This window comes from Aliirhizobium wenxiniae (assembly GCF_019511445.1).
GTDB lineage: Bacteria > Pseudomonadota > Alphaproteobacteria > Rhizobiales > Rhizobiaceae > Neorhizobium > Neorhizobium wenxiniae_A.
The window spans coordinates 101,434-127,243 of record NZ_JAEUAN010000006.1 but is presented as its reverse complement, the minus strand read 5'-3'; the positions used below and the strand labels follow the sequence as shown (position 1 = coordinate 127,243).

The window sequence follows — 25,810 nt, the reverse complement described above, 5'->3', positions numbered from 1 at the left end:
ATGGCAATTTGCGGCGATATATGTACGATCGTACACAAAGTCAACAATGAAGCGATGGGGCGGGACGTGGAAGCAAACAAGCGTGGCAGTCGTCCACCGAATGACCCGGAACGCCGGGATCGGATAATCGAGGCGACCCTCGTAACCATCGCGAAACTGGGCGTCGCTGATACCAGCCATCGTCGCATCGCCGAGGTGGCCGGCGTGCCGCTGGGATCGCTGACCTACTACTTCAAAGGACTTGATGACATTATCGGTGCAGCCTTCGAGCGCCTTGCGGAGCAAGTGTCGGGGCGCTTTACCAAAGTGTTGAGCGAAGCACGGGACAAGCAGGAAGCACGATCTGCCATTGTCAGCTTTCTCTCGGAGATATCCGAGCGAAAGCAAAATGAGATGATGCTGAGCTATGAGCTATACGCCTATGCTTCCCGGCGTCCGGCGCTGAAACCCATCATGCTGGGCTGGATGGCTGCAAGCCGAACGGCGCTTGAGCTGCATTTCACACCGCCGCAGGCGAGAGCGCTTGATGCGATGATCGAAGGTGTGACTATCCACAATACCACCAGTCCTGATCTCATTCGACGAGAAGAAATTGCGGGGCTGATCGATAAATTGTCCGAGTGACTGTAACCCGATCTACTGTTCTTAGAGTATCTTGATTTCAACCGCTTGTGGCAAGGTGGCGGGTTCTCGCAAGGCGGCGATGCTTTGGAGCAATGGGGAACTTGCTGAAGAAACGCTTCTACTTCTGATGGCCAAGCGAGCAGGGAAGGGACTCCCGCCCGCTTTAAAGCCTTTGCCTATAAAACGTAGGGGAGTGGAATGGTATTTTCTCTTCCAGGTCGGCCAGCACACGGCGCGGGTTCGTTTTGCGGCGTGCTGGCCTCAGAGGAGATTAGCGGCAGCGAGCCTCGTATCGGCGGCCGAAGCGGTCACGATAGAGGCACTTTCCTGGCTCGCTCGCCCTTCCAACCAATGCGCCGGTCGCGCCGCCTGCGGCAGCACCGATTGCAGCTCCGCGCACATCGCCTGTGACCACTCCACCGATAACGGCACCGGACGCGGCGCCAATCACGGCTGCCTTTTCGGTCTTGGAGCAGGATGCAAGCATTACGACGGCGACAGTCGCCAGAATGAGTTTTTTCATAGGTATCCTCGTATGTTATTTAGTATCCGCTCGGTTGTTGATCAGAGCGAGAGAGACATGTCTTCGGTTACATTGCAGCAACATTGCGCTTCCCGGATCATCTCGAAAATTACCGTTTGCCTTGTGCAGGTCAGGGCGAGGCAGCCTGCTGGAACTCGACCAAGTGCCGCCTGTCGCAAGCGCGGGACTGGAGAACCGCCTTGCGACAGGCCATGCAGGGAAATCTGCCAGTCATACTGACGAAGGTCAGTTTTTCATTTTCGCCGCGGCTTCCATTGCTGCGTCCATTTCTACCTTCGACAGAAAACCGTCCTTGTCCGTGTCCAGAGGGTCGAAATATGTTGCGATGATGGAGTTTGCCTTTGCCTCTTCCTTGTCGATCTTTCCGTCCTTGCTGGTATCCATTTCGGCGAAAGCGGCGTCGAAGTCAGCCCTCTGCTTATCGACGATGGCTTGGAGGTAGACACCCAACTCGGCGCGATCGATGGAGCCATTTTGGTTCGTGTCTATGCCGTCAAAAGCCTTGTCGATCATTTGCTGATCGGCGGCTTTTTGCTCTTGTGCGATTACGGGAAGCGCGATCAAAGCTCCCATCACGATCGCTGCAGCGACAAGTATCGTTTTCATTTCGGTCATTCCTTTCATCAGCGCCATTCACGGCCATGTCGGCGGTGATCATTTCGCCAGCGTCTGTCGTCACGCCAAGATCTACGGTCGTCACGCCATTCACGACGATCGCGTTGCGTTGCGCTTCCAATCAAGCCTCCCGCAACCGCTCCTCCAATCACAGCACGTGGGTCGCCGTTGGAGGCCAGTGCTCCGCCGAGCATGCCTATGCCGAGCGCGATAGCGCGCTCCTTCTTTCCCGCTTGCGCTATGCCCGGAAGCATTAACGCAAGGACCAGTGAAACGGCCACGATGGGGCGACCGAGTAACTTCCGCTTAGCCTGCATCTCATTCTCCCAGCGCCAACTGTGGCGCAGTTTTCATTTCGGTTGGAAACCGGAGGGCAAGAAATCAGCTCCCGACATTGCGAGAACATTGCAGGCGAGGGGAAGGAGGCAGGTTAATTTCTGCTCAAGCGCTTGCTAAGGTCGCTAGAGCTGATCGATCTACTTAAGAGTAGAGGGATGATTCAAACTGCTTGAGGCAGCCGCGGTCTGCTTCTAAGCTCTTGAGTGTGCGCACGGTTTGCAACGCCCCACGCTAGGCGACCGGCTTCATCGGGATGAGGACGGACACGGATATGCGTTCTGTTTGGAAGTTCTTGATTGTCGCAGCGTAGCCATCACTGCGAGTTTGTCGGATTATTCCTGCCAATAGCGGCCGAGTTCATGAGCGGCTGTTTCGCGCGCATCCCTCTTGAAGATGGTTCACAATCCATAGGCTAGCCGGGTTTGCCACCTTAATAAGGGGATGTGAGATTACGGACAAAAAAGCAACCGTAACAATCATCCAGTCGGTATCAACCGACCTTTAGGAAGTTCATCCCAACGCTAATGGCCCCCTTGCCATCCGTTTCCGGGTTGTCTCCGACCATCAGCGTGCGATCGGGAGAGGTGCCGAGCAATTTCATTCCGGCGAGGAATATGCCGGGTTCCGGCTTTCCGACAATTTGGTGCGGCACAGGTCCCGTACAGGCCAGAATGGATGCCGCAAGCGCTCCGGTCTCCGGAACGATGCTTCCTTCCCGGCCGGGATGGGTGAGGTCAGGATTACAGATTACGAGTTTCGCTCCGGCCAGTACGAAATTGGCCGCCGACCGGATCGTGTCATAGGAGAACTTTCGGTCTCGACCGATGAGGACGACATCCGGCCGTTCCTGACAGAGATTGAGACCCAGGGTTCGCGCATATGCCTGAAGCGACGCGCTTGCCGCGATGAAGAGCTTTGCCCCCGGCATTTCCTCCGCCGCCAGACGGATCGCCGCCATCCCCGCGGTGACGATCCGTTCCTCGGCAACGATGAACCCGAAGCCTCCCATGAGGATGGCGATTTCAGACGCGGTGTGCTCGGCGTCGTTCGTGACGATGGCAAAATGGCCGCGACTGGCGTCGATCAGATCGCGTGCCCAGGGGAGTGCGTGGTTTCCGCTGATAAGCGTCCCATCGAGATCGAACAGGACACCGTCTACGTCTTTAAATTCATGCATGTCGATGTGTTTCAGGCCAGCGGAAACCCGGCACAGGAAGCGTGCTTCCTGTGTTCGGATATCGGATGAGATTTAAGTTGGTGTCAGGCCTTGTCGGCCGGGAAGCTCAATGCGTAGTCGCGGCCCTTTACCTCGTCACCATCGAGCGGGAAGCGCCTTGTGGCATCAAGGAAGTAATTCAGGTGCACGACGAGACTATCCTCATTCATCGAGACGACGGCATAGGCCGGCGGCTCGTGGCTTCCCGGAATATCGTCACCATGCGGATGAAGTGCGAGCGGAACCTGATGGTTGAGGCCGGGGATGAGCGAGAAGGAAATGCCGTGCCAGTTGCCGAAGATCGGCCGATGGATGTGTCCAAGGAAGATATGGCGGATACGCCGGGCATGCGGTTCCAGCACCTGCCACAAGGCACCGGCGTCCTGCTGTGAAAGCATATCCATCGAGGAAATCCCGACCGGGAAGGCAGGGTGATGCATGAACAGCAGAACCGGTTCGTGGCTTTCGGAAAGTTCCTTTTCGAGCCAGGCGCGTCGTGCTGCACAATAGGCGCCGGCATGCGTCCCCTGCTGCTTGGTGTCGAGGAATATCAGCCGATGGCCATCCACGACGCGGCTGCCCTGCACAAAACCGTTGCCGTCATCCATCGCTTCCGGAAAGACGCTGCGGAAAGCCGTCCGTTCGTCGTGATTGCCGATAAGCAGCACCGTCGGGATCGGGTTCGTCGCGATACGCTTCTGAAGCTCTTCGTAGGCCGGGATTTCACCCCAATGGGCAAGATCGCCGGTGATGACGAGTAGGTCGGCATCGGAATGCTCCGTCGTGATGCTCTTCAGCGCCGCATCGAAACGCTCGCGCGGATCGAGGCCGAAGAGCGTTGCGGGTTGGGGGACGAAATGCGTGTCGGTCAGGTGGATGAGCTTCATGACGGATATCCTTTTTTGAACGATCGTCGCGTGGCCGCCTGAAGCGGCCACGCGACGCCCTGTCGGTAATCAGCGACGCGGCAGAAGCGCCTGGGTGTCAGCTGCCATCTCGGCCAGCACGGCCTCGGCTTCCTTGGCGCGGGTGCCATCCATGATCGACTGCATGTGATCCTTGATGACGTCGGTGATCTTCAGGCCGTTATCGCCCGGGAAAGCGTACCAGCCGGTCAGGTAGGGAAGCTCGGAAAGAGCGACGGCCTGGTTCGGATTCTGGGTGTAGAAATCCTTGAGCAGATCAGCAGCCTTGGTATTGGGCGCCATGTAGCCGGTGGTGCGGACCATGATCGCGCCGCCTTCCGGGCCGGTGGCGAATTTCAGGAATTCCCATGCCGCCTTCTGCTTCTCTTCTGTCTTTGCCGTGATGATGGCGACATTGCCACCGGCCGGCAGACGCGTGACGCCATCCTTGATATCCGGATAGACGCCGGTCTTCAGTTCAAACTTGTCACCGACCTGCTTTGTAACAGCATTGACGCGCGACGTGGTTGTGACCATGACGCCGATCTTGCCGGCCGAGAAGGCCGCCAGCATGTCGTTGGCCGTCATATTCGGAGACTTGGCCTCGGTGGCAAGGCGTGCCAGCGTAGCTATCGCCTGCTTGCCGGCATCGCCATCGAAGGCAACTTTGGTCTCGTCAGCAGTGAGCATCGTGCCGCCATTGGCGAAAACCATGGCCTGCCACAGCCAGTTGCCGGTGATCGACCACTCGGCCATCACACCATCGGCTTCGCCTTGCGCATTGATCTTCTTGGCAAGCTCTATGATTTCGTCCCAGCTCTTCGGCAGGCTGTTTTCGTCGAGACCGGCCTTCTTCACGAGGTCCATGTTGTAATAGACGATCGGCAGCGAGATCGCGAAGGGAAGCCCATAGACCTTGCCGTTGACGGCGCCGGCCTGACGCATGCCGTCATGATAACCTTCGGCGTCGAAGTCTTTTTCGTTGGCGATGAAGTCATCGAGCGAGACGGCGATTTCCTTGTCCGCCAGTACGCGAACGCGGTTCAGGCCCTGGAAGGTGACGTCCGGCACATTGCCGGTAATTCCTTCGCGCAACACCCGCTGTGCGGCATCCTCATATTCCTTGTAGGGCGTGCGGAATTCGACCTTGATGTCAGGATGCTTCCTGCTGAACGCTTCAGCGAGCTGCTTCTGGGTTTCGTCGAACAGTTCCGGATAGGGATACTGTACGGTGATCGTGGTCTGGGCGAGCGCCATGGAAGCCGTCAGCGACAGCGCTGCGGCGGTCAGGATCATTCTCATTCATAGTCTCCAGTCGTGGATGGATGTTGGGTTGCGGTTATTTGATGCCCGTGAAGGCGATGCCTTCGATGAAGCGCCGTTGTGCCAGGAGGAACAGGGCGAGAAGCGGAGCGACGATTATGGTCGCGGCGGCCATGAGCGGGCCGAAATCGTTGCCGGCCTCGGCATTACGAAAAGCCATGATGCCGAGTGGCGGCGTGAAGTAACTGTCGCTCGACACGGCGACCAGCGGCCAGAAATAGTCGTTCCAGTGCGCGACGACCGAGAAGACACCGAAAGCCGTGAGTGCGGGAACCGCCGCCGGCAGCATGACGCGCCAGACGATCGACAATTCGGACATGCCGTCCATGCGGGCCGCATCGACCAGATCGTCGGGAACGCCCATGAAGAACTGTCGCATCAGGAAAATGCCGAAGACCGAGATGGTGAAAGGCAGGACCAGCGCGCTGTAGCTGTCGAGCAGACCGACATAATAAAGCAGGATGAACAGCGGCACGGCGATCGCCTGATAGGGGATCAGCAGGCAAAAGAGCACGAAACCGAAAGCGACATGGCGGCCAAAAAAGCGCAGTTTGGCAAGCGCATAGGCGGCCGGCAAAGCGACGAGCACCTGCAGGAAGAAGATCGCCGCCGTGACGACAACGCCATTGACCAGATAAAGCATCAGGGGCGCTGCGGAAAACGCTTCCGAGTAGTTCTCGATCATGGCGAGCTTTTGCGGCCACCAGCGCACCGTATCGGAAAAGATCTCGTTGGCCGGCTTGATCGAGGTCGAAACCATGACCGCGAAGGGCAGAAGCGCAAAAGTCGCGATAGAAAGCAGGGCGGCATGGCGAAAGGCAGAAGCGGCGAAAGAGCGGGGCATCATGCGCTTGCTCCATTCTTCTTGAGGGAAACGAAACGCAGCAGGCTGACACCGACGACGAGCATGATGAAGACGATGGTGATCGCTGCTGCATGGCCGCTGCGGAAGAACTCGAAGCCTTCGGCATAGATCGTATAGAGCAGCACTTCTGTTGCCTTGTTGGGACCGCCCTGGGTCAGGGCATGGACCGTATCGAAGACCTGAAAGGAGCGAATGACGGAAGTGACGGCGACGAAGACGGTGACTGGCGCCAGCAGCGGCCATGTGATCAGCTTGAACCTCGCCCAGGCATTCGGCGTCCCGTCCATTTCGGCTGCGTCATAGAGGTCGCGCGGGATGGCCGAGAGGCCGGCCATGAACAGGACCATGTTGAAACCAAAACTTTGCCAGATGCCGATCACCGCGAGCACATAGAGCGCGATCCCGCCGTCCTTCAGCCAGTTATGCGGGGCAAATCCCAGCGCCTTCATCGTGGCGTTGACGATACCGAAGCTTGGATGCAGCATGAATTCCCACACCACGGCCATGGCAAGAAGGCTCGCCATGACGGGCAGGAAGAAAGCGGTGCGATAGAAGGATCGCAGCGAGGTGCCAGCATCGATGAGGAGCGCGCTGACAAGGCCGAGCAGCATCGAGCCCGGCACGACGACGGCGGAATAGATCAGCGTGTTGGTCAGGGACTTCCAGAAGGTCGGATCATCCGCCAACGCCTCGAAATTCTTGAGCCCGACGAAACTCAGGCTGCGGTCGCCGAGCTGGTAGTCGGTAAAGGCCAGCACGAAGATTGACGAGAGCGGCGCGATCAGGAAAAGCAGGGCCAACACGGAAGCCGGCGCGATGAGGGCAAGGCCGGCCCGGTTCTGGCTGGCGGAAAGGCTCATCGGCCACCCTCCAGCCGGAAGGCACCGGCGATGCGTCTGTTGTCGGCGCCGAAGACATGCAGGCGCGTCTCGTCGACATGGATGCCGACCTTATCGCCGATCGCCGGGCGAATGCCGGACGGATCGCAGCGTACGATGACGAGATCGCCGCCCGCTGTCATCACCTGAACGAAAAGATCGGCGCCAAGATTCTCTATATGATGGATGGTGCCGCCAAGCGCAGCCTCAGCCTCACCTGCAAGCCGCGCCGCTTCCGGCCGAAAAGCTGCATGCACGCGATTGCTGTCGGTATCTGCGGAGGTGAACGCCAGAGCACCATTTTCTGACATCGCCGCCTGCAGGACGTTGATCTTCGGGCTGCCGATGAACTCGGCGACACGGAGATCCTGCGGCATCTGGTAGACTTGGTCCGGCGTATCGATCTGCAGGATTTCACCGCCCATCATCACAGCAATACGATCCGACATCGTCATCGCTTCGGCCTGATCGTGCGTGACATAGATGAAGGTGGAACCCAGCTGGCGGTGAAGCGCGGCGATCTCGCCCCTCGCCTGGACCCGCATTTTCGCGTCGAGATTGGAAAGAGGCTCATCCATCAGGAAGGCGCTCGGCTTGCGCACCATGGCGCGGGCCAGCGCCACACGCTGACGCTGACCACCGGAAAGTGCGGCCGGCTTGCGGTCCTTCAGCATGGAGATCGACAGCGCCTCGCAGACCCTTTCCACCTCTGCGGCAATCTCCTTGCGCTTCCCCCTGCCGGACGGGAGCAGTCCTCCCACCACCGAACGCTCGGTTGCGTTAAGGCGACGCATGATCAGGGGCACGGCAATATTTTCCGCCACCGTCAGATGCGGATAAAGCGCGTAGGACTGAAAGACCATGGCGAGATCACGGTCGCGCGGCCGCATCCGGTCGACGGCCGTACCATCAAGCAGGATATTTCCAGAACTCTGCTGCTCCAACCCGGCAATGATCCGCAGCAGCGTGGACTTGCCGCAGCCCGACGGGCCGACCAGAGAGATGAATTCGCCGTCACGGATGTCCAGATCGACGCCCTTGAGCACATGGGTTTCCCCGAATGTCTTTGCGACAGATCTGATGTTTACGCCGGCCATGCTTGAAGTCCTGAAAGTTCATTCGATGGCCGGGGAGATATTTCACAAATTTTACATCCGAATGACGCATTATAAATTCTATTTATACCGCCTATCAGATCGCCATTCATCAGAGGCAACCGTCTGCCATGCGCTCCAAGCTCAGTTACGCCCAGTTGCGCGCGTTCAACGCCGTCGCCAAGGAAGGCAGTTTTTCGTCTGCCGCCCGCCGCCTCGGGCTCAGTCAGCCCGCCGTAACGGCGCAGGTCAAAGCCATGGAACAGAGCTATGGCGTGCTTTTGTTCGAGCGCACAGGTGATGGCGCACGCATGACGGCACTTGCCAAATCCCTGTTTCAGGAAACGCGTGAGCTGAACGTCATCGAAGAAGTTGCAGCCGATATCCTGAGCGCGTCGAGTGCTCTGAAGACGGGTGAGCTCACCATCATGTGTGGCGCTCCCAACCCGGCCATGGCGCTGATTTCTGAATTCAGACGCCGTTATCCCGGGGTGCGTGTTACCGCTAACTTCGGTAACTGGCATCGCGTCACCACGGCGCTTTATGAACAGCAATGCGATGCGATCATTCTGACCGGCGTGCCGGAAGAAGATGGTCTTACGCGCGCATCCTACATGGAGCAGCGAGCGATCGCATTATTGCCTTCGGAACATCCGCTGGCAAAACGGGGCTTGCCTGTTTCCCTGCATGAACTCGTCGATGAGCCCCTGATTTTCCGGAATGATCATTCTCTCACCCAGTCAGCAGTGAACATGGCAATAAGAAAGTCTTCCATAAACCTGAACCCAGCTCTGTCTCTCGGTGAGCGGGAGGCAGTTTACGAGGCAGTACATCAAGGATTGGGTATAGGCTTTATGTTCGAACTTGCGGTCAGCCGTACGGACAGCCGGGTAACTCGGCTTCCCATAACCGAACTTGACGAGGTTTACGTCGAGCATGTGGCATGCCTGACCCGAAATATGAGGCGACGGGAAGTGCGCGCATTAATGGCCTTGGTGGAATAACATCTCGTCGCAGCGGTTAACGTACTAAGTTTGTCGTATCGAATGTATGAGCGAAATTTTGGCGTCCGCGTTTAACGGCAGGTTTCTGGTGACCTTGCCAAGCTCTGAATACCAGTGCGAAAGCAAGGCAAGCGTCGGTCGCTTGCGGGTCAAACATAAGCGAACCCGGTATCAGGACGACAGTCTCGCAACTCGCCGCATCCATGCTTGACGTTCATCACAGCAGGCAATTTGTTGCGGGTGCGTAATGTTCCTGCAATCTCAGTTCGGCAGTTGAAGCCTGACCAGTTGCGATAGCGAGCGACCGCAACAATGCTGGATGGCGTCGTTCGCCAAGCCTGTGGGCACACTTGCAATCGGTAAGGTGTCGCCCGGCTTAGCGCCTCAGCCAAATGAAATCGAGGTCATCCATGACGATGCTCATACGCCATCGCGGCATCTTACTCCTTGAGGTCCTTATCGTTTTGATCGGGCTGTCTGCGGTTCTGCCTTCTGCTACAGCCCAGGAGCATTCAGGCGCGGCGGTCGAACTGTCTCAGCTTGATGTCGGACGGGCGGTGCGGCAGGATATAGCGACCGAGGTACGTATCGCCGGATCGCTCGCGCCTATCCGGCGTTCAACATTGACCTCGCGCGTTTCCTCTACCGTCGTCGAACTTCCTGTCCGGATCGGCGATGTGGTCAAGAAGGGCGATCTCCTGGTGCGATTCGATACCGAGGCGCTTGCGTCTGCCGTCACCGCGCGCAAGGCCGAGATCGATGCGCTCGGCGCACAGATCGAGCTTGCTGAAGTGGTGCTGGAGCGAAATACTACACTCGGCGAGCGTGGTGCAGCGTCCGAAGCGACCCGGCTCGAAGCGCAGGCAAACCTTCTGAACCTTCGTGCTCAGCTTCGATCCAAGCAGGCCGAGGTTGCTGATGCCGAACGATCTTTAGCCTATGCGGAAATGAGGGCGGAATTTGATGGTGTCGTCGCATCTCGTGTCGTTGACCAAGGACAGACGGTGCCGCTCAACACCGAACTGATGAGCCTTGTCGATCTCAGTCGCATGGAGGTCGACGCTGGCGTACCAACAAGCCGCATTCCTCTCGTGCAGCTTGGACAGCCGGTGGAGCTGAATGTCGAGGGGTTTGCCGGACGTAGCTTTGTCGGCGAAGTCATGCGTATCTCACCGACAGCGGTCGCGGGCTCGCGAGCGGTGCGCGTGTTTGTCGCTATAGATAACGATGAAGGTCTTTTGCGTGGTGGCATGTTCACCACGGGCATCCTCAAGGTCGATGATCAGAAAGATGTGATCGCTCTGCCCGTCGCCTCGATCCGGCATGATGCCGAAGGGGCTTTCGTGCTCAAGGTGGAGGATGACATCCTGCGTCGCCAGCCCGTGGATATCGGCACAAGCTGGACCGACCGCAATCTTGTACAGGTCTCCGGTGTCGACGAGGGAGACGTGATCGTCACCGCACCGCTACCGGACCTTGTGGCCGGCACGTCAGTGCTGATTGAAGGGAGCTAAGCGATGTTCCTGACCCGTATCAGCGTCGCTCACCCCGTCTTCGCCACGATGATGATGGTGACAATCATGGTGGTGGGGCTGTTTTCCTACGGCCGCCTTGGAGTCGATCAGTTCCCCGAAACAGACCTCCCGATCGTGGTTGTCGCGACTACCTATACCGGCGCATCGCCGGCATCGGTCGAAAGCGAGATTTCAAGGCCCATAGAATCCTCTCTCAACACGATCGGCGGCATCGATACGATCACATCTGAATCCTACGAGGGACGCTCAATCGTCGTCGTGCAGTTCGATCTCGATACCGATTCACAGGTTGCCGCGCAGGAGGTGCGTGATCGGGTGGCACGGCTCGAGGCAGGCTTTCCCGATGGGGTCGATACACCGCAGGTCACCCGCTTCAATCCCGACGACCAACCGATCCTGTCGATTGCGGCATCGTCGTCGACCAGAACTCTCTCCGACATCACGACGCTTGCCGATCGCGTTATCACAAATCGGCTGAACGTCATTTCCGGCGTCGGCCAGATTTCACTCGTGGGCGGCAGCGAGCGCCAGGTTCTCGTATTGGTCGATCCGGATCGGCTGGAAGCGTACGGGGTCGGAGTATCGAGCGTCATGGATGCCATCCGGCGCGAGAACCAGGATCGTGCAGCCGGCACACTGATTTCGGGTATCAACCAACGTATCGTCACGGTGGAAGGGCGCATTGTCGATGCCGCCGGTTTCAACAGCATCATCGTCGCCCAGAGCGGCGGTTACCCCGTCTACCTTTCGGACGTTGCTAGCGTTCTCGATACAGGTGCCGAGGTGACGAGCCGCGCGACCTATCAGGGCGTACCGTCGCTCGGGCTCGATATCGTCAAGGTTCAAGGTGCCAATACGGTTCAGGTTGCGAGCGACCTGCGCAATGAGATCGCGGTCCTCAATACGGAACTGGCTAAGGAAAATGTCGAGCTGACGATCACGCGCGACAATTCGCGTGCAATCGCTGCACAGGTATCAGAGGTGCAACGGACACTGATTGAGGGCGGCGTCCTCACCGTGCTGATCGTTTTCATTTTTCTCAATTCCTGGCGCTCGACGGTAATTACAGGCCTAACGCTGCCAATCTCGGTCGTCGGTACATTTGCCGTTATCTACGCCTTGGGTTTTACTTTGAATACGATGACCCTGATGGCGCTTTCACTGTCGATCGGCATCCTGATCGACGACGCGATCGTCGTGCGCGAAAACATCACGCGACATCTGCAGATGGGCAAGGACCATGTGCAGGCTGCGCTCGACGGCACCAACGAGATCGGGCTTGCCGTGCTCGCCACCACGCTCTGCATCGTTGCTGTGTTCTTGCCCGTCGCCTTCATGGGCGGACTGATCGGACGCTTTTTTCTACAGTTCGGCGTAACGGTTGCCGCAGCCGTGATGATCTCGCTCTTCGTGTCCTTCACGCTTGATCCGATGCTGTCGAGTGTCTGGTATGATCCCCAGTCTGAAAAAGGCGCCAAACGAGGTTTTGTAGGACGCCTGGTTGAGAGGTTCGATCATTGGTTCGAGGGGCTCGCCGAAAGATACCGCTCGCTGATCCACTGGACTTTCGATCATCGCAAGACGACCATCGGGGTAGTCGTGGCACTGTTTTTCGGGAGTCTGGCGCTCGTACCACGCATTGGCGCCGAGTTCCTGCCGACGGCGGATCAAGGGGAGGTCAGTGTTTCGCTGGAGGCCGACGAGGGCGCGTCGCTCGATTACATGGCGGCCAAGGTCGGACAGGTCGAGCGGGCTCTCCGGGAACTCGACTATGTTTCCAGCATCTATTCGACGATCAATTCCGGTGGAGCGCGTGGCTTCAATCAGGCGAATGTGGCGGTGCAACTCGTTCCAAGCGCCGGCAGAAACTTGACCACGGCCCAGAGCATTGATCTCATTCGCCAGCGGCTCGCGCGGATCGCCGGGCTTGAAATCTCCGTCGGACAGTCGACGGGCCTCGGGGGCTCTCAAAAGCCGCTGCAGCTTTCGATACTCGGCGACGGAGAGAAGGGGTTAAGGCGCATTTCCGACCAGATCACCACCGCGCTCTCCTCCATTCCCGGAGCAACCGAAGTGGAATCGTCGATCGAGAATGTGCGGCCGACATTGGCGGTCCGGGTTCGCCGTGAGGCGGCGAGCGATCTCGGTGTATCGATTGCCATGATCGGCGATACGCTCAGGCCGCTGGTGGCAGGTGATGCAATCTCGGTTTGGAATGCGCCGGACGGCGAAAGCTATGATGTCATGGTGAGGCTGCCCGCCACCGGACGACGGGATGCGGCGCAGCTTCGTAATCTCACCATCTCCACCAGCCGCACCGACGCCGACGGCAAGCCGATCACCGTTCTGCTGGATCAGGTAGCGGATATCGTCGAGAGCACGGCGCCCGATGCCATTGCCCGCAAGGACCTTTCGCGGGAAGTGCGCATATCGAGCAACATCGAGGGCAGGGCACTGGGTGATGTGACGGCAGATCTGAATGCGGCGATCGCTGCCATGGACATTCCCGTCGGATACCGCATCTCTTTCGGCGGTGATGCCGAAAACCTTGCCGAGAGCATGGGCTATGCGGTGCAGTCGCTCGTGCTGGCGGTGATCTTCATCTACATCATCCTCGCCTCACAATTCGGTTCCTTCATCCAGCCGATCGCAATCATGATGACCTTGCCGCTGTCCCTGATCGGTGTGTTGATCGGCCTGCTCGCCACCGGCTCGACGCTGAACATGTTCTCAATGATCGGCTTCATCATGCTGATGGGCCTTGTCACCAAGAATGCCATCCTGCTTGTCGACTACTCCAATCTGGGCGTACGCGAAGGCAAAAGCCTGAAGCAGAGCCTTGCAGATGCAGGGGCGGTCAGGCTCCGCCCGATTGTCATGACGACACTCGCGATGATCTTCGGAATGTTGCCGATGGCGCTCGGATTGGGCGAAGGTGGCGAGCAGCGCGCTCCCATGGCCCATGCGGTGATCGGTGGCCTGATATCATCGACACTGCTGACGCTTGTCTTCGTGCCGGTCGTTCTGACCTATCTCGACGCGCTGGCGCAGCGTGTTAGGCGATCGTTTGAACCGGCACCACGTTATGCGAGAGACAGGTCGATACCATCAGTCAATGATGAAAATTGATCCTCCGGCAAGATGGATCTCTTCGGGCGTTCGCATTTTGCTGTCAACGACAATTGAACGTAATGTTGCTGCAACGTTTTTGCCTGAGTGGAGGAACCATCCTGGGAATAGAGAATGAAATCTGATGCGCCCCCAAGCGAAGAGGTAATTTGGACCACGAGCCCATGAGACTTTTGCTGGTTGAAGACGAAGTGGAAATGGCACGTGCGCTTATGGCGGTCCTTGTCCAGCAGAAACACATCGTCGATCACATGACGTCCATCGAAAATGCTCGCGAGGCGTTGCTTTCGAATGTCCATGATGCCGTTATTCTCGACCGGCAGTTGCCGGATGGAGATGGTTTGGCACTCCTGCGGGAGATGCGAGATGCTGGCGACAAGACACCTGTGATCGTGCTGACAGCACAAAATGAACCCGGTGAAAGGGTCGATGGTCTAGACGATGGGGCTGATGATTATCTCGGAAAACCTTTTCTAGCCGACGAACTCATGGCCCGCTTGCGTGCAGTCGTGCGCCGTTCGGAAAGCTATATCAGTAAGGTCTTTGCGGAAGGGAATGTTGAGATCGATCTCGATCACCAGGAGTTGAAGATTAGTGGTTCTGTCGTTCCGTTGACGCGGCGTGAGATGCTGGTTCTGCAAATTCTGGCGCGGCGTATCGGAAAGACGGTGCTAAGGGCAACCCTCGAGGAGGCCGTGTACGGCTATGATGACGAGATCCAGTCCAATGCGCTGGACAGCCATGTTTCCCGCCTTCGCAGGAAGCTTGCCGATGCCGGTGCGTGTATGACGATCCATACGATAAGGGGCATCGGCTATCTGATGAAGGGAACATGAAGTTTCAGATGTTCAGCCGCCGATCCTTGAAAGGCAGACTGGTTCTTCGTTTTTCCATCGTCTTGGGCGCGCTGATGATCGTCATGAACATCGGTTTCCTGGTGCTATTAGCTTATCTTTTGCCGACAAAGCACGACGCGGACGAGGCGGTAAGGCCCGTCATTGCGGCCGCCATCCGGTCGGAGAATGGTGCCCTCGCCGTTTATCACACAGACGACTTGCAGAGACTGAAGGACGCAGCGCCCTTATTCTGGTTCCTTGCCGTACATCCCGATGGCCGACAGGTGGGATTAGGGACGCTGCCACCTCAATATCAGGCCCTTCTTCCTATCATCGGTGATATTCATTTCCTTGACATCCGAGGAGAGGATAATTCGCCGCTCACCGCGAATTTTTCCGAACTCGATACGCAGGCCGGCAAGGTCAAGGTCTTGTATGGGGGGACCGTCGTAAGCCGCTCATATCTTATGAAGATCATGCTGGGCATGAGTGTACTCTACATACCCTTTACGTTGATCCCGATCGGGCTCGTGTTCTTGGCCCTGCCGATTCTCGTCGGCCGTGCTCTTTCCGGTCTTAAGAGGACAATCAGTCACGCGGCGTCGATCGACGCAAACAGCCTCGGCATTCGTTTGCCCAAAGAGGACGTTGTTGAAGAGCTCCAGCCGTTAGTTGATGCATTCAACTCTGCTCTCGGCCGTATTGATGAAGATGTGACGCAACGGCGGCGCTTTTTCGCCAATGCGGCTCACGAACTCAGAACGCCGATCGCCATATTGCAGACCCGGCTGGAAGCGTTCGGCCCTAGTGGAGAGAAGGAAAGGCTGCTCATGGACGTTCAGCGGCTTGCTCAGACGGCGGAACAGCTTCTTGATATGCAGCGCTTTGGAGCGATCCAGTCTTGGGATCAGATCGATCTTGTCGAACTCGGCCAAAAGGTCGTTGCGGAAAGCGCGCCGCTTGCAATCTCTGCGGGTTATGAGCTTGGCTTTGATGCGGAGAGTAGGGCGGTCGTCATCAACGGCGACAGAGATTCGCTCGAGCGAGCGGTTAACAATCTTATTCGAAACGCTATCGAACACGGGGGTGGTTCAGGTAATATCCGTGTAGAGATCTCTCGACACGGATGGATAGATGTCGTCGATGACGGGCCAGGCGTGCCACGGGAGGAACGTGATAAGGTCTTCGAGCCATTCTACCGGTCAAAGCCGAAATCGACAGGAGCGGGGCTCGGCCTGAGCATCGTTCGTCAGATTGCCCAGTTACATAACGGGCAAGTCGGCATTATTTCCCAGAGATTCGGCGCCCGTTTCCGGCTGATATTGAAGCAGTAGGGCGATATAAACAGCAGTATGAATACATCAATCACCCGCTGCTGTCGTAATGGCGAAAAGAATATTTGATGTAGCTGTTCCGGCTAAGTTACGCCGTTTGTGTCGAGCAAAATTTAGAGACACCTTATTTCGTTCGATCGCGGCCTGAATTAATAATAAATACAATCACTTGAGGGGTATCATGCACCGATTGATGGTTCGTTTCCGCTCAAGAGCGAAATCGGTTGGTGTCGCTGCTCGAAATTTTGGTGGGAAGCGCGATTGTTTACGTAATTGGCGCTGAGTTTCATAGTCTTAGTGGCAAACACGATGTTTTATGAAACAGCGCCCAAACTATTTGGGAAACCGAAATGTCGACCGATCCCAACAGGCACTCTCGAAAGCGGCTCCTGTCGTTCCAGCCGGGAGTTTAACGCGGAAAACTCCAGTTATGAACGGTCCAGTTTTGGGGACCAGAGCATTCTGACCGAACAGCAAACCGGCACCTCTGATAATCTCAAGCACGACGGTTGCACACACCTGCAAGGGATGGCCGATACCGTGGGAGTTAGGCAACCACGAATAAAGCTCAAGCCCTTACCTCAAACACCATGTTAAAGGGCGTTTCCGTTGCTCGGTGGAAATGCGTAAATCCTGCATCAAGCGCAACCTTGCGAAGCCTCAACTCGCCCGCCTGTGCGCCAAGCCCAAGTCCGACCTCCTGAGAAAGCGAGGCCGGCGTGCAGATCATCGTTGACGCGCCATAATAGACACGCCCCACCGGATTGAGATTGTCCTTGAGGTGATCATGCGCGAAGGGTTCAACGATCATCCATGTTCCTCCCGGCGCAAGCGTATCCCTGACATGCCGCCCGGCACCGACCGGATCCCCCATATCTCCGCCACTCCTGCACTCTCGGCGGTCGCTCTTGCCCTTTCGATAGACGGTCCATGGTAGTCGAACCCGATGAACCGCGAAGCTGGATATGCCTGCGCCATCAGGATTGTGGATGCGCCGTGGCCGCATCCGATGTCTGCAACACTGGCCCCAGCCTTGAGTTTTGCCTCTACGCCATCGAGAGCGGGAATCCAGTCGGCAACGAGGTGACTGTTATAGCCGGGACGAAAGAACCGTTCGGTCCCTCGGAAAAGGCAATTGCTGTGCTCATGCCAACCGACGCCCTTGCCCGTTCGGAAGGCATCGGCAATCTTTGGCTCGTCCATCCACATGGATTGAACGATTTCGAATGCACCGACGAAAAAGGCCGGACTGTTCTCTTCGGCGAAAACCATGGCCTGTTCCGGCGACAGGCTGAAGCGATCCGTTCGCTCGTCGTAGCAGATATAGTCGGCGGCAGCCTGAGCACTGAGCCATTCCCTCAGGTATCGCTCCTTCACACCTGTTCGGGCCGCCAGTTCAGCCACCTTGACCGGTTCGCCATCCGCCATTGCCCTGAAAATACCTACCTGGTCGCCGAGCACGACTAGCGCTCCCGTGACGGCTGCACCTACGTCGCCGACGAGGCGGCCAACCAATGTGTCGAGTTTCTGCATATCTGGTTCACGCATCGAAGCCTCCCAGGCACAAAACCGCAAACGTAGATTAGCACATCCACACATATTAATCCAATCAAACGCAGCCCATTCGGATCGCTGCTGCATTTCTTCAAGATGGAATGTGGACCGGCCCGTTATGTCCCATATCACATACATTATAGAGTAAGGCGGTAAGCGAATTTAATGGAAATTCCGTCCCTTAGGCATGACTTGGGCCGGATCGGCTCCCTTTAGATCTGTGGGATCGGAAAGCTTCCTAAGGGGCAAAGCAATCGAATGTGCCTTCGGTCTCCATGATCCGCCGCCGGATTTGATCGCCTCATCGGATCTTGGATCACCGAAACGTCTGGCTTCCTTCTGCAACAGGCCCAGCATCGGCGTCAGATCCTCGATATGCTCGACGACCGTGTGAATGACCCCGCTCTGGCTTTGCAGCCTCCCCCGGATCTTCACCAAGCGTGCCCCCATGACCACGGAACGATATTTTTCAAAGATTTTCGGCCAGACAATCGCATTGGCAACGCCCGTTTCATCCTCCAGCGTCATGAAGATTACGCCTTTCGCGGAACCCGGACGCTGTCGCACCAGAACGATGCCGCCGATCGTTACCCTTTGACTGTTTCGGATGTTGAGAAGATCAACGCTTCGCACAATGCCCATCGAGTTGAATTCCTCGCGCAGGAAAGACACCGGATGAGCCTTGAGGGAAAGCGACAGATGGCGGTAATCCTCGATCACCTCTTCTCCCGGCAGCATCAGGGGCAGATGAGCCTGAGGCTCAGGTCGAAAATCCGCATGCCCGGCCATCCCGAACAGGTTATCATGGTTGAGAGCGGCTTTCACATCCAGCCCTCTCACCGCCCATAAGGCCTGGCGGCGGCTCAAACCGATCGAACCGAAACCATCGGCATCGGCAAGCCGTTCGAGACTAACCTTGTCCAGCCCGGACCGGAGCCACAGGTCATGAACACTCCGGTAGCCCTCATCGCGATTGGCCGTAAGCTTGTTGCGCATGTCATCTTCGCTCAAGCCTTTAACCTGGCGGAAGCCGAGCCTTATTCCGTAGCGGGTCTCGATGACATCCCGCATGCTTGCATGACGCCGATCGACTATGCCCGGATTAAATGGTACCGCTTCCAGCGTACAGTCCCATTCCGAGTGATTGATATCGACCGGAAACACGCTCACGCCATGCTCGCGCGCATCCCGGATCAACTGCGCCGGCGCATAAAAACCCATGGGCTGTGAATTCAGCAGGGACGCACAGAAGACATCCGGATAATAGGTCTTGATCCAGGAGGACGCATAGACGAGCAGAGCGAATGACGCCGCATGGCTTTCCGGAAACCCGTATTCGGCAAATCCCTCGATCTGGCTGAAACACTGCTTTGCGAACTCTTCGGAATAATTGCGCTCGCGCATTCCTTTGATGAAATCGCGCTCGAATTCCTTGACACGGCCGGATCGCTTGAATGTCGCCATTGAGCGCCGAAGTTTGTCCGCTTTCGCTGCCGAAAAACCGGCTGCAGTAATGGCGATCTGCATTGCCTGTTCCTGAAACAACGGGACACCCAGTGTTCTTTCCAGAACACGCTCGAGATCCGGGCTGGGATAATCTATAGGCTTTCCAAGTCGCTGATCCTCCCGACGTTTGAGATAGGGGTGAACCATGTTGCCCTGAATGGGACCGGGTCGAACAATCGCCACCTCGACGACAAGATCATAGAATTTTTCGGGCCTGAGCCTGGGCAACATGCTCATCTGCGCCCGGCTTTCGATCTGAAAGACACCGATCGTATCGGCCCGGCAGATCATTCCGTAAACATTCGGATCTTCGCCTTTTTGCAGAAGGCCTGCCAATGTTTCTTCACGATCGTAGTGGTGCCGCAAGAGCTCGAAAGCCTTCTTCAGGCAGGTCAGCATGCCCAATGCCAGAACATCGATCTTCAGAAGGCTCAATGTATCGAGATCATCCTTATCCCATTCGATCATATAACGGCCCGGCATCGCCGTTTTCATGATCGGCACCACCTCGTCGAGCCTGTCGCGGGTAATGAGAAAACCGCCGACATGCTGTGTGAGGTGTCGAGGGAAGCCCATCAACTCCCGTACATGGGCAATGACTTTCTTCGTTAAGGGATCAGTGATATCGAGACCTGCGACCTTGGCATCACGCTCCGATAGCCCGTCCTCCGACCAGCCCCAAACGGTACTTGAGAGCGCGGCCTGAACGTCTTCCGACAATCCGAAGGCCTTGGCGACCTCACGGCCAGCCATACGGGTTCGATAGCTCGTCACTGCCGCGGTCAGCCCGGCATGGCGATAACCGTAATGGCTGTAAATATACTGGATAACCTCTTCGCGCCGACCATGCTCGAAATCGACGTCGATATCCGGTGGTTCGTTCCGCTCCGTCGAAATGAAGCGCTCGAAAAGCAGGGTCGTAAGAGTGGGGTTAACGTCAGTTATTCCGAGACAGAAGCAGACCGTTGAATTGGCGGCAGAACCACGCCCTTGACAAAGAATTTTCAGCTCATATCGAGCATGCCACACGATATGGCGGACAGTCAGGAAATAAGGCTCGTATTTCATCTCCTTGATGAGACCGAGTTCGTAGCGGATCTGTTTCGAGATTTCCGGCAGGATGCCTTCAGGAAACCGCCTATGCGCTCCCTCCCATGTCAGCCGCTCGAGCGTTTCCGAAACGGTTTCTCCCGGCACGCTTTCGTCCGGATAATTATGCTCCAGTTCCTTGAGTGAGAAACTCAACCTGTCGAAAAATACCGCCGTGTTCTCCACCGCATCCGGATAGGCATGAAAGAGCCGAGCCATCTCGTATGCCGGTTTGAGATGCCGATCTCCATGCGGAGCAAGCCGAAAACCCGCCTCCTGTATCGTCACATGATGACGAATGGCGGTTACCACATCCGCCAGCGAGCGCCGGTAAGGTAGGCTGAAGATCGGAAGGTTCGTCGCGATCAGCGGCACGCGGCTTTGCCGCGCGATCCGGGAAAAAGCAGCAAAAACGAACGGATCGCGCCCGTCATAGGTTGGCGACAGGGTAAGGTAGATATTCTTGCGGAATCTTTTCCGATACGAAGCAAGCCGCTCATCGAGATCCGCCAGATAGGCCTTGTCTTCGGCGCGGGAAAAATCCGGCACGACCGCCAGCATCATCTCGTCACACCATTCCAGAAGATCCCACTCTTCCAGAATGCAGGCCCCCTTCTCTGCTCTCAGATTGCCGATACTGAGCAGCCGGCAAAGATTAGCCCAGCCCTTACGGTTCTTCGGGTAGGCAAGAACATCCGGCGTAGCGTCTGCAAAAACGAGCCTGGCGCCGGGTTGAAACCGGCAGGCCTCGATCGCTTCTTTCTCACCAGCCTCGCTGCTCTTTTCCTTCTGCCGCTCGAAAACCGCGGTCATCTCCTTGAACTGATTATAGGCTCGAACCACCCCGGCAACGGAATTGCGATCGGCAACACCCAATCCGGAAAGGCCAAGCACACTGGCGGCCACGACCATCTCTTCAGGCCTCGTCGCTCCTTCTAGAAAGGAGAAATTCGTCTTGGCGCCGATCTCGAAAAATCTGGGTTCAATCATCATGCGAAGACCCCATGGATACGCCATGTCGGGGGCGGGTCATCCCCGTAACGACCAAGCCGAAAAACCCAAAAAAGCCGCCCAAACTCGCTTTCGAGACGAAAATAATCGCGCTCCTTTGCGTTCTCGTCATCGATCCACCATTCCGGTGCGATCCGCTCCGGCCCTTCGGCTCGGGTGACAATGTGCATCACATGCCGCCAGCGGAATTGCTGCGGCGGTCCATCGGGGACGAGGGCTGCAAAAGCTTCGACTGGCTCCGGACTGCGCAAAAGCCGCAAGGGGCGATCGGCTTGCGGCAGGAATGGCATAGCTTCGCTGCGCTCAGGCTGCCTTTCCAGTACTGCAATCGCCGGAATGAAGATTTCGGCACGTTCCGGAATGTGGCTTTGTCGATGCTGATAGACTTGGAGGCAACCTGCGCCGAACCGGGCGGACACCCTGTCGATGAAATCCGCAAGCGATGTCTCCCGCCCCCCTTCTCCTGAAAAATCCGCCTGAAGCTCATCGAAGACATCATGCTGCAGCACGTTGAGACGCAAAAATTCGAAGCCGAAACCTGCATCCAGATCGTCATGAATGGCATTGAGGCGCTCTGAAAACAGGCCAGAAATCCGCTTTGGATCTCTCAACGGGCGCGAAGCGCCTGCCGAAATCCGAAACACCCGCCCGTCAACACGGAAGAGAACAAGTTCGAACACTTTGCCGCCGGCACCACGATTTTCCAGGCTCAGCTTGAGGGATGACGCAATCTCGGCTGTCATGCCGAGAATATCCTCCTGCGTCTGGATCGGCTCGCCCAACCGGCGCTCGGCGGAAAGCGGCGCCACCGGGCGTCGTGGCGATATGGCTTCCTCGTTCGTTCCAAGTGCCTGGTCGAGCCGCATCAGCATTTGCGCACCAAACCGGCGGGCAAGCGGCGCCCTTGGCATGGACAGAAGGTTTGCAACGCGTTTCAGGCCAAGCTTCAAAAGCGAAGCAACCGTTTTTTCATCGAGACGAAGTGCGTGTACGGGCAAGGCTCCCAGCGCTGCTGCCATATTCTCTCTTGCGATCACCCCGCCACGCCCAAACCGGCTGATCGCGCTGGACAGGCCCGGCGTGCTCGAAATCGATCCGCGCACGTCGAACCCCATCTGAAAAAGCCGGGCAAGAACATCACGAAGCATCGCATCCTCTCCCCCGAAAAGATGGCTGCAACCGGTAATGTCGAGGAAAAGCCCATCCTTTCCGTCCAAGGCAACAAGCGGCGTGTAACGATCGCACCAGTCGGCAATCGCCTCCAGAAGGGCAAAATCGGCTCTTTCATCCTCGTCGAAGACATCAATGTCGGGATACATCGCTCGCGCTTCGGCAAGCCCCTGCCCGCGCTTCAGGCTGCGTCTCTGCGCCACTTCATCGATTGCAACCAGCCGCAATGCGTTATCGCGCCTGCCGGCACAGATGATCGGAGGATGGTCAGGACGCCCTTTCGAACGCCACGACATCCCCCAGAGCTTTCGGGCAATCCTGTCGGTCGGCAGATACCGAAAGTGAAGCGCCAGAATGCGCTGGCCACTTGTGGAAAGAAGATTTGCCTGGATCTCGGGCGAGGTGAAATTGGCGGTCATGAAGGTTCCACTCCAGACGAAAGCTGAGAGGAGCCGGGTTTCGGCTCTTCTCCAGGGTGATGTTGAAAACCGGATGCCCGATGCTGCCGCCAAGCATGCTGCCATCCGGAAGGCGTCGCTCCAGAGCCGGAGCCGGCTCAACAAACAGGCGAAAGGAAGCACTGCTCGCCTCCTCCTCCCCTGCATGCCGCAGCAGGAAAAGCGGCCGCCCTGCCGCCTTTGCCCGAAGACTGAGCCTTCGGCTTTCCGCCAGGCCGAAGGCTTTGGGGTTTCCATGGATTTCGAAGATCGTCGCGATAAATGCCTTGCTTTCAAGCGCCCCTTCCGCAAGCCAAAGGGCATCCTCCAGCCTGCGAGGCGATGCATGAAATATCGTCCGGGAACCGATGCCGAACTGCCTGATGCCTCCGGCATAAGGAATGCCCATTTCGGAAGTGGAAAATCCGTCGGCAATCCATAACATCGGACCTGCAGCGGCTTTGCGCGCCTTCATCAGCCCGACAAGCGAAAGGGAAAAACCGGTTGCCGCGCCGGCATCGGAGAATGATCCGGAACGGATTTCGGTAATGCAATCGAGCGGCAGACCGCCACTCAGCGCATCGTCGAGAGCCGCGATATCGAAGGACAATTTCTCTTCGCCGCTCGATCGGGCGGCAAAATTCTCCATCTTCGCCGCCGCCATTGCCGGCAGGCTTCTGCCTTCCAATCTGGCGATCTGTTCGCGCAGGGCAAATAGCTTCTCCTGCGCCGCGGCTGCATGGGCCATGGCGTCAGCTCTCCATTCTTGATGTTCACTTTATGTTCTTATAGATTCCAGAGCCCGGCAGGAGAGTCAATCATCACTGGACAGGAATCTTTTCCTCATTTGCTATAGCGATGATTCTTATCTCGAAAAAAAGGATCATCGGCCTTATATGTCTCTCACAAAGGGAGAACCAATGGCTCGCATTGACCAAACCGACGACTGGCAGGATCGCCATGCGCCAACGATAAGCACGTTCGAGTCGCTTGCGATCGATGCCTATGGTCATCTTCCGGAAGAATTCAGGGCCCTCACCGCCAATCTCACCATTGAGATCGAAGATTTCCCGGACGACGACGTTTTTGAGGACATGGCGCTGGAAACGCCGTTCGATCTGCTTGGGCTTTTCGAAGGACGTGGGATTTCCGAACGGTTTACCGTCGAAACGGGAGAGCTTCCGAACCGGATCCGGCTCTACCGCCGCCCAATCCTGGACTACTGGGCTGAAAACGAGGAAACCCTGGGCGATATAATCACCCATGTCCTGATCCACGAAATCGGCCACCATTTCGGCCTGAGCGACGAGGATATGGAACGGATCGAAGCCAGCGCCGAGAATGCCACCCAGCGCTGACCCGCGGCACTTATTGCTCGCCGAGCTTTATATCCGGATGATAATCCTTGCCCTCTACGGTTTTCGTCACCGCCTGCCCGCACTGCATGATCCCGGTTGCAGCGTTGAAGGCATAGGTCGGCGAACCGTAAAGTTCCCATCCCTTGTTCAGGGCGGCCGTCACCTTGTGGCAGAATGAGGCGTCATCCGGAGCGGTCAGCAGTCGATAAAGTTTCATTGGGACTTCTTTCTTGCAAAAATCATGGCGGCCTGCGCCAGAAGTGTCTTAGCCTCCTCGAAGTGAAGGCGCTCGATCATTTTTCCATCAAGGTTGATAACGTTGAGACCTTGCGCCTCCGGCCGCTCGAAAGCCGAAACGATCGCCTCCGCTTGAGCGATGGCTTGCGGGTCCGGTCCGAAATGCCGATTGGCAATGTCGATTTGCGCCGGATGAATGAGCATTTTTCCTGAAAAGCCCATCGCCCTGCCCTGCGCACATTCGGCGGCAAAACCGGCATCATCCTTGAAATCGTTGAACACGCTGTCGATTACATCGACACCATGGGCGCGGCCGGCAAGCACGATCTGCATCAGCCACGGCACGAGATAAGCCCGCCCCGGCTGCGCCAAAACCCCGGTCTCCTTGCGCAGATCGTTCAAGCCGACCACAAGGCATTCCGGGCCATTCTTCGCCGCAGCAATCGAAGTTGCATTCAAAACACCTTTCGGCGTCTCGATCATCGCCCACAAAGCGATCGGCTTTCCTGGAGAAAACCGGGCAAGCATGTCGGCCACTGCAGCGATTTCATCGGCATGTTCGACCTTGGGAAGAGCAACCGCGCCCGGCAGGATCTGTACGACCAGTTTCAGATCGTCCTCCCCGAGCCCACTTTCTAGCGGATTGATGCGGATGATCCGCTCCTGTTGCGACTGGCGCTGCTGCGAGAAGGCATTCGCAAGATTGTCGCGTGCTTCCGCCTTTTTCTCGGGCGCAACGGAATCTTCGAGGTCGTAGATCACGCCATCGCAATCAAGACCCGGCGCTTTTTCCAAAGCGCGCCTATTGTCGGCAGGAACGCTGAGAAGCGAACGGCGAACCGGCGCAATATGATTTTTCAAGAACTTCATCGCCTTCTTTTGCCAATATTTTGAGATCCCGGCAATCAAACCCGAACGAACCTCTTGCAAGCCGGAATGACAAGGCCCACATTTTCACACGAAGAAAGGTTTGGACATGCAAAACATTCGGTCCTTTTTCGTTATCGTCACGGCAATTGCCCTGCTCGCTGCGGCTGCTCTTTTGACGGCATCGCTGACGATTGCATTCATGGGAACGCTTGCCATTCTTTCCATTGGAAAGATGCTTTCGAGCAAGCTGAAACCTGTGCCGGTTCGCGCGAAGAACAAGCAGAGCGACATGCGCGTCTGGAACGACGGTCGCGGCACCATCATCGACATGTAAGTC

The 25,810-nt window shown here is 57.1% G+C and carries 21 protein-coding genes and 1 pseudogene; 8 read left to right on the top strand and 14 right to left on the bottom strand.

What is annotated here, in order from left to right; genetic code table 11:
* Positions 1–624: a TetR/AcrR family transcriptional regulator gene (locus JNB91_RS09830; protein ID WP_220325331.1), complete on the top strand. Its 624-nt coding sequence runs from the start codon at positions 1–3 to the stop codon at positions 622–624.
* Between the two features lie 271 nt (positions 625–895).
* Here JNB91_RS09830 and JNB91_RS09825 read toward each other — a convergent pair whose 3' ends face one another.
* The 8 genes from JNB91_RS09825 to JNB91_RS09790 all read right to left on the bottom strand — a co-directional run bounded on the left by JNB91_RS09825 (position 896) and on the right by JNB91_RS09790 (position 8,406).
* On the bottom strand, positions 896–1,147 hold the full coding sequence (locus tag JNB91_RS09825) for a YMGG-like glycine zipper-containing protein (protein ID WP_220325330.1): 252 nt from the start codon (positions 1,145–1,147) through the stop codon (positions 896–898).
* 246 nt (positions 1,148–1,393) lie between these two features.
* A complete protein-coding gene (locus tag JNB91_RS09820; protein ID WP_220325329.1) occupies positions 1,394–1,801 on the bottom strand; it encodes an EF-hand domain-containing protein in 408 nt (135 codons plus the stop codon).
* A gap of 811 nt (positions 1,802–2,612) precedes the next feature.
* Positions 2,613–3,299 carry an HAD-IIA family hydrolase gene (locus JNB91_RS09815; RefSeq protein ID WP_220325328.1) on the bottom strand — a complete coding sequence of 229 codons (687 nt, stop codon included), beginning with the start codon at positions 3,297–3,299 and terminating at the stop codon, positions 2,613–2,615.
* Positions 3,300–3,382: 83 nt separating this feature from the next.
* The gene (locus JNB91_RS09810) at positions 3,383–4,225 is read right to left on the bottom strand and encodes a phosphodiesterase (protein WP_220325327.1); all 843 of its coding nucleotides are present in this window, start codon (positions 4,223–4,225) and stop codon (positions 3,383–3,385) included.
* A gap of 69 nt (positions 4,226–4,294) precedes the next feature.
* Positions 4,295–5,545: an ABC transporter substrate-binding protein gene (locus tag JNB91_RS09805; RefSeq protein ID WP_220325326.1), complete on the bottom strand. Its 1,251-nt coding sequence runs from the start codon at positions 5,543–5,545 to the stop codon at positions 4,295–4,297.
* 37 nt (positions 5,546–5,582) lie between these two features.
* On the bottom strand, positions 5,583–6,413 hold the full coding sequence (locus JNB91_RS09800) for a carbohydrate ABC transporter permease (protein WP_220325325.1): 831 nt from the start codon (positions 6,411–6,413) through the stop codon (positions 5,583–5,585).
* Positions 6,410–7,291, bottom strand: coding sequence for a carbohydrate ABC transporter permease (locus JNB91_RS09795; RefSeq protein ID WP_220325324.1), 882 nt, complete (start codon positions 7,289–7,291; stop codon positions 6,410–6,412). The genes JNB91_RS09800 and JNB91_RS09795 overlap by 4 nt, the downstream gene beginning before the upstream one ends.
* Positions 7,288–8,406 (bottom strand): ABC transporter ATP-binding protein, encoded by a 1,119-nt coding sequence (locus tag JNB91_RS09790; protein ID WP_220325323.1) that lies wholly within the window; start codon positions 8,404–8,406, stop codon positions 7,288–7,290. The genes JNB91_RS09795 and JNB91_RS09790 overlap by 4 nt, the downstream gene beginning before the upstream one ends.
* Positions 8,407–8,534: 128 nt before the next feature.
* On the opposite strand from JNB91_RS09790, the gene JNB91_RS09785 reads away from it, so the two are divergent.
* From JNB91_RS09785 to JNB91_RS09765, 5 genes are all read left to right on the top strand, one after another.
* A complete protein-coding gene (locus tag JNB91_RS09785) occupies positions 8,535–9,407 on the top strand; it encodes a LysR substrate-binding domain-containing protein (protein WP_220325322.1) in 873 nt (290 codons plus the stop codon).
* A 410-nt stretch (positions 9,408–9,817) separates the two neighbouring features.
* Positions 9,818–10,921 carry an efflux RND transporter periplasmic adaptor subunit gene (locus JNB91_RS09780; RefSeq protein WP_220325321.1) on the top strand — a complete coding sequence of 368 codons (1,104 nt, stop codon included), beginning with the start codon at positions 9,818–9,820 and terminating at the stop codon, positions 10,919–10,921.
* Positions 10,922–10,924: 3 nt separating this feature from the next.
* The gene (locus tag JNB91_RS09775; RefSeq protein ID WP_220325320.1) at positions 10,925–14,071 is read left to right on the top strand and encodes an efflux RND transporter permease subunit; all 3,147 of its coding nucleotides are present in this window, start codon (positions 10,925–10,927) and stop codon (positions 14,069–14,071) included.
* Between the two features lie 164 nt (positions 14,072–14,235).
* Positions 14,236–14,907: a response regulator transcription factor gene (locus tag JNB91_RS09770; RefSeq protein WP_220325319.1), complete on the top strand. Its 672-nt coding sequence runs from the start codon at positions 14,236–14,238 to the stop codon at positions 14,905–14,907.
* A complete protein-coding gene (locus tag JNB91_RS09765; RefSeq protein WP_220325318.1) occupies positions 14,904–16,241 on the top strand; it encodes a sensor histidine kinase in 1,338 nt (445 codons plus the stop codon). Before JNB91_RS09770 ends, JNB91_RS09765 begins: the two co-directional genes overlap by 4 nt.
* A gap of 568 nt (positions 16,242–16,809) precedes the next feature.
* Here JNB91_RS09765 and JNB91_RS09760 read toward each other — a convergent pair.
* The 4 genes and pseudogenes from JNB91_RS09760 to JNB91_RS09745 form a co-directional block, all read right to left on the bottom strand.
* Positions 16,810–17,789 (bottom strand): annotated as a pseudogene (locus JNB91_RS09760) (class I SAM-dependent methyltransferase).
* Positions 17,790–17,957: 168 nt separating this feature from the next.
* Positions 17,958–21,383: an error-prone DNA polymerase gene (locus JNB91_RS09755; protein WP_220325317.1), complete on the bottom strand. Its 3,426-nt coding sequence runs from the start codon at positions 21,381–21,383 to the stop codon at positions 17,958–17,960.
* Positions 21,380–22,867: a Y-family DNA polymerase gene (locus tag JNB91_RS09750; RefSeq protein ID WP_346269300.1), complete on the bottom strand. Its 1,488-nt coding sequence runs from the start codon at positions 22,865–22,867 to the stop codon at positions 21,380–21,382. Before JNB91_RS09750 ends, JNB91_RS09755 begins: the two co-directional genes overlap by 4 nt.
* On the bottom strand, positions 22,839–23,756 hold the full coding sequence (locus JNB91_RS09745; protein ID WP_220325316.1) for an ImuA family protein: 918 nt from the start codon (positions 23,754–23,756) through the stop codon (positions 22,839–22,841). Before JNB91_RS09745 ends, JNB91_RS09750 begins: the two co-directional genes overlap by 29 nt.
* Before the next feature lie 172 nt (positions 23,757–23,928).
* Here JNB91_RS09745 and JNB91_RS09740 point away from each other — a divergent pair, with 172 nt between their 5' ends.
* The gene (locus tag JNB91_RS09740) at positions 23,929–24,366 is read left to right on the top strand and encodes a metallopeptidase family protein (RefSeq protein WP_220325315.1); all 438 of its coding nucleotides are present in this window, start codon (positions 23,929–23,931) and stop codon (positions 24,364–24,366) included.
* Positions 24,367–24,376: 10 nt separating this feature from the next.
* Here JNB91_RS09740 and JNB91_RS09735 read toward each other — a convergent pair whose 3' ends face one another.
* The gene (locus JNB91_RS09735) at positions 24,377–24,583 is read right to left on the bottom strand and encodes a DUF1737 domain-containing protein (RefSeq protein WP_148143787.1); all 207 of its coding nucleotides are present in this window, start codon (positions 24,581–24,583) and stop codon (positions 24,377–24,379) included.
* Positions 24,580–25,473: an HpcH/HpaI aldolase/citrate lyase family protein gene (locus tag JNB91_RS09730; protein ID WP_220325314.1), complete on the bottom strand. Its 894-nt coding sequence runs from the start codon at positions 25,471–25,473 to the stop codon at positions 24,580–24,582. Before JNB91_RS09730 ends, JNB91_RS09735 begins: the two co-directional genes overlap by 4 nt.
* A 106-nt stretch (positions 25,474–25,579) precedes the next feature.
* On the opposite strand from JNB91_RS09730, the gene JNB91_RS09725 reads away from it, so the two are divergent.
* Positions 25,580–25,807 carry a hypothetical protein gene (locus JNB91_RS09725; protein ID WP_220325313.1) on the top strand — a complete coding sequence of 76 codons (228 nt, stop codon included), beginning with the start codon at positions 25,580–25,582 and terminating at the stop codon, positions 25,805–25,807.
* Positions 25,808–25,810 lie beyond the last annotated feature (3 nt).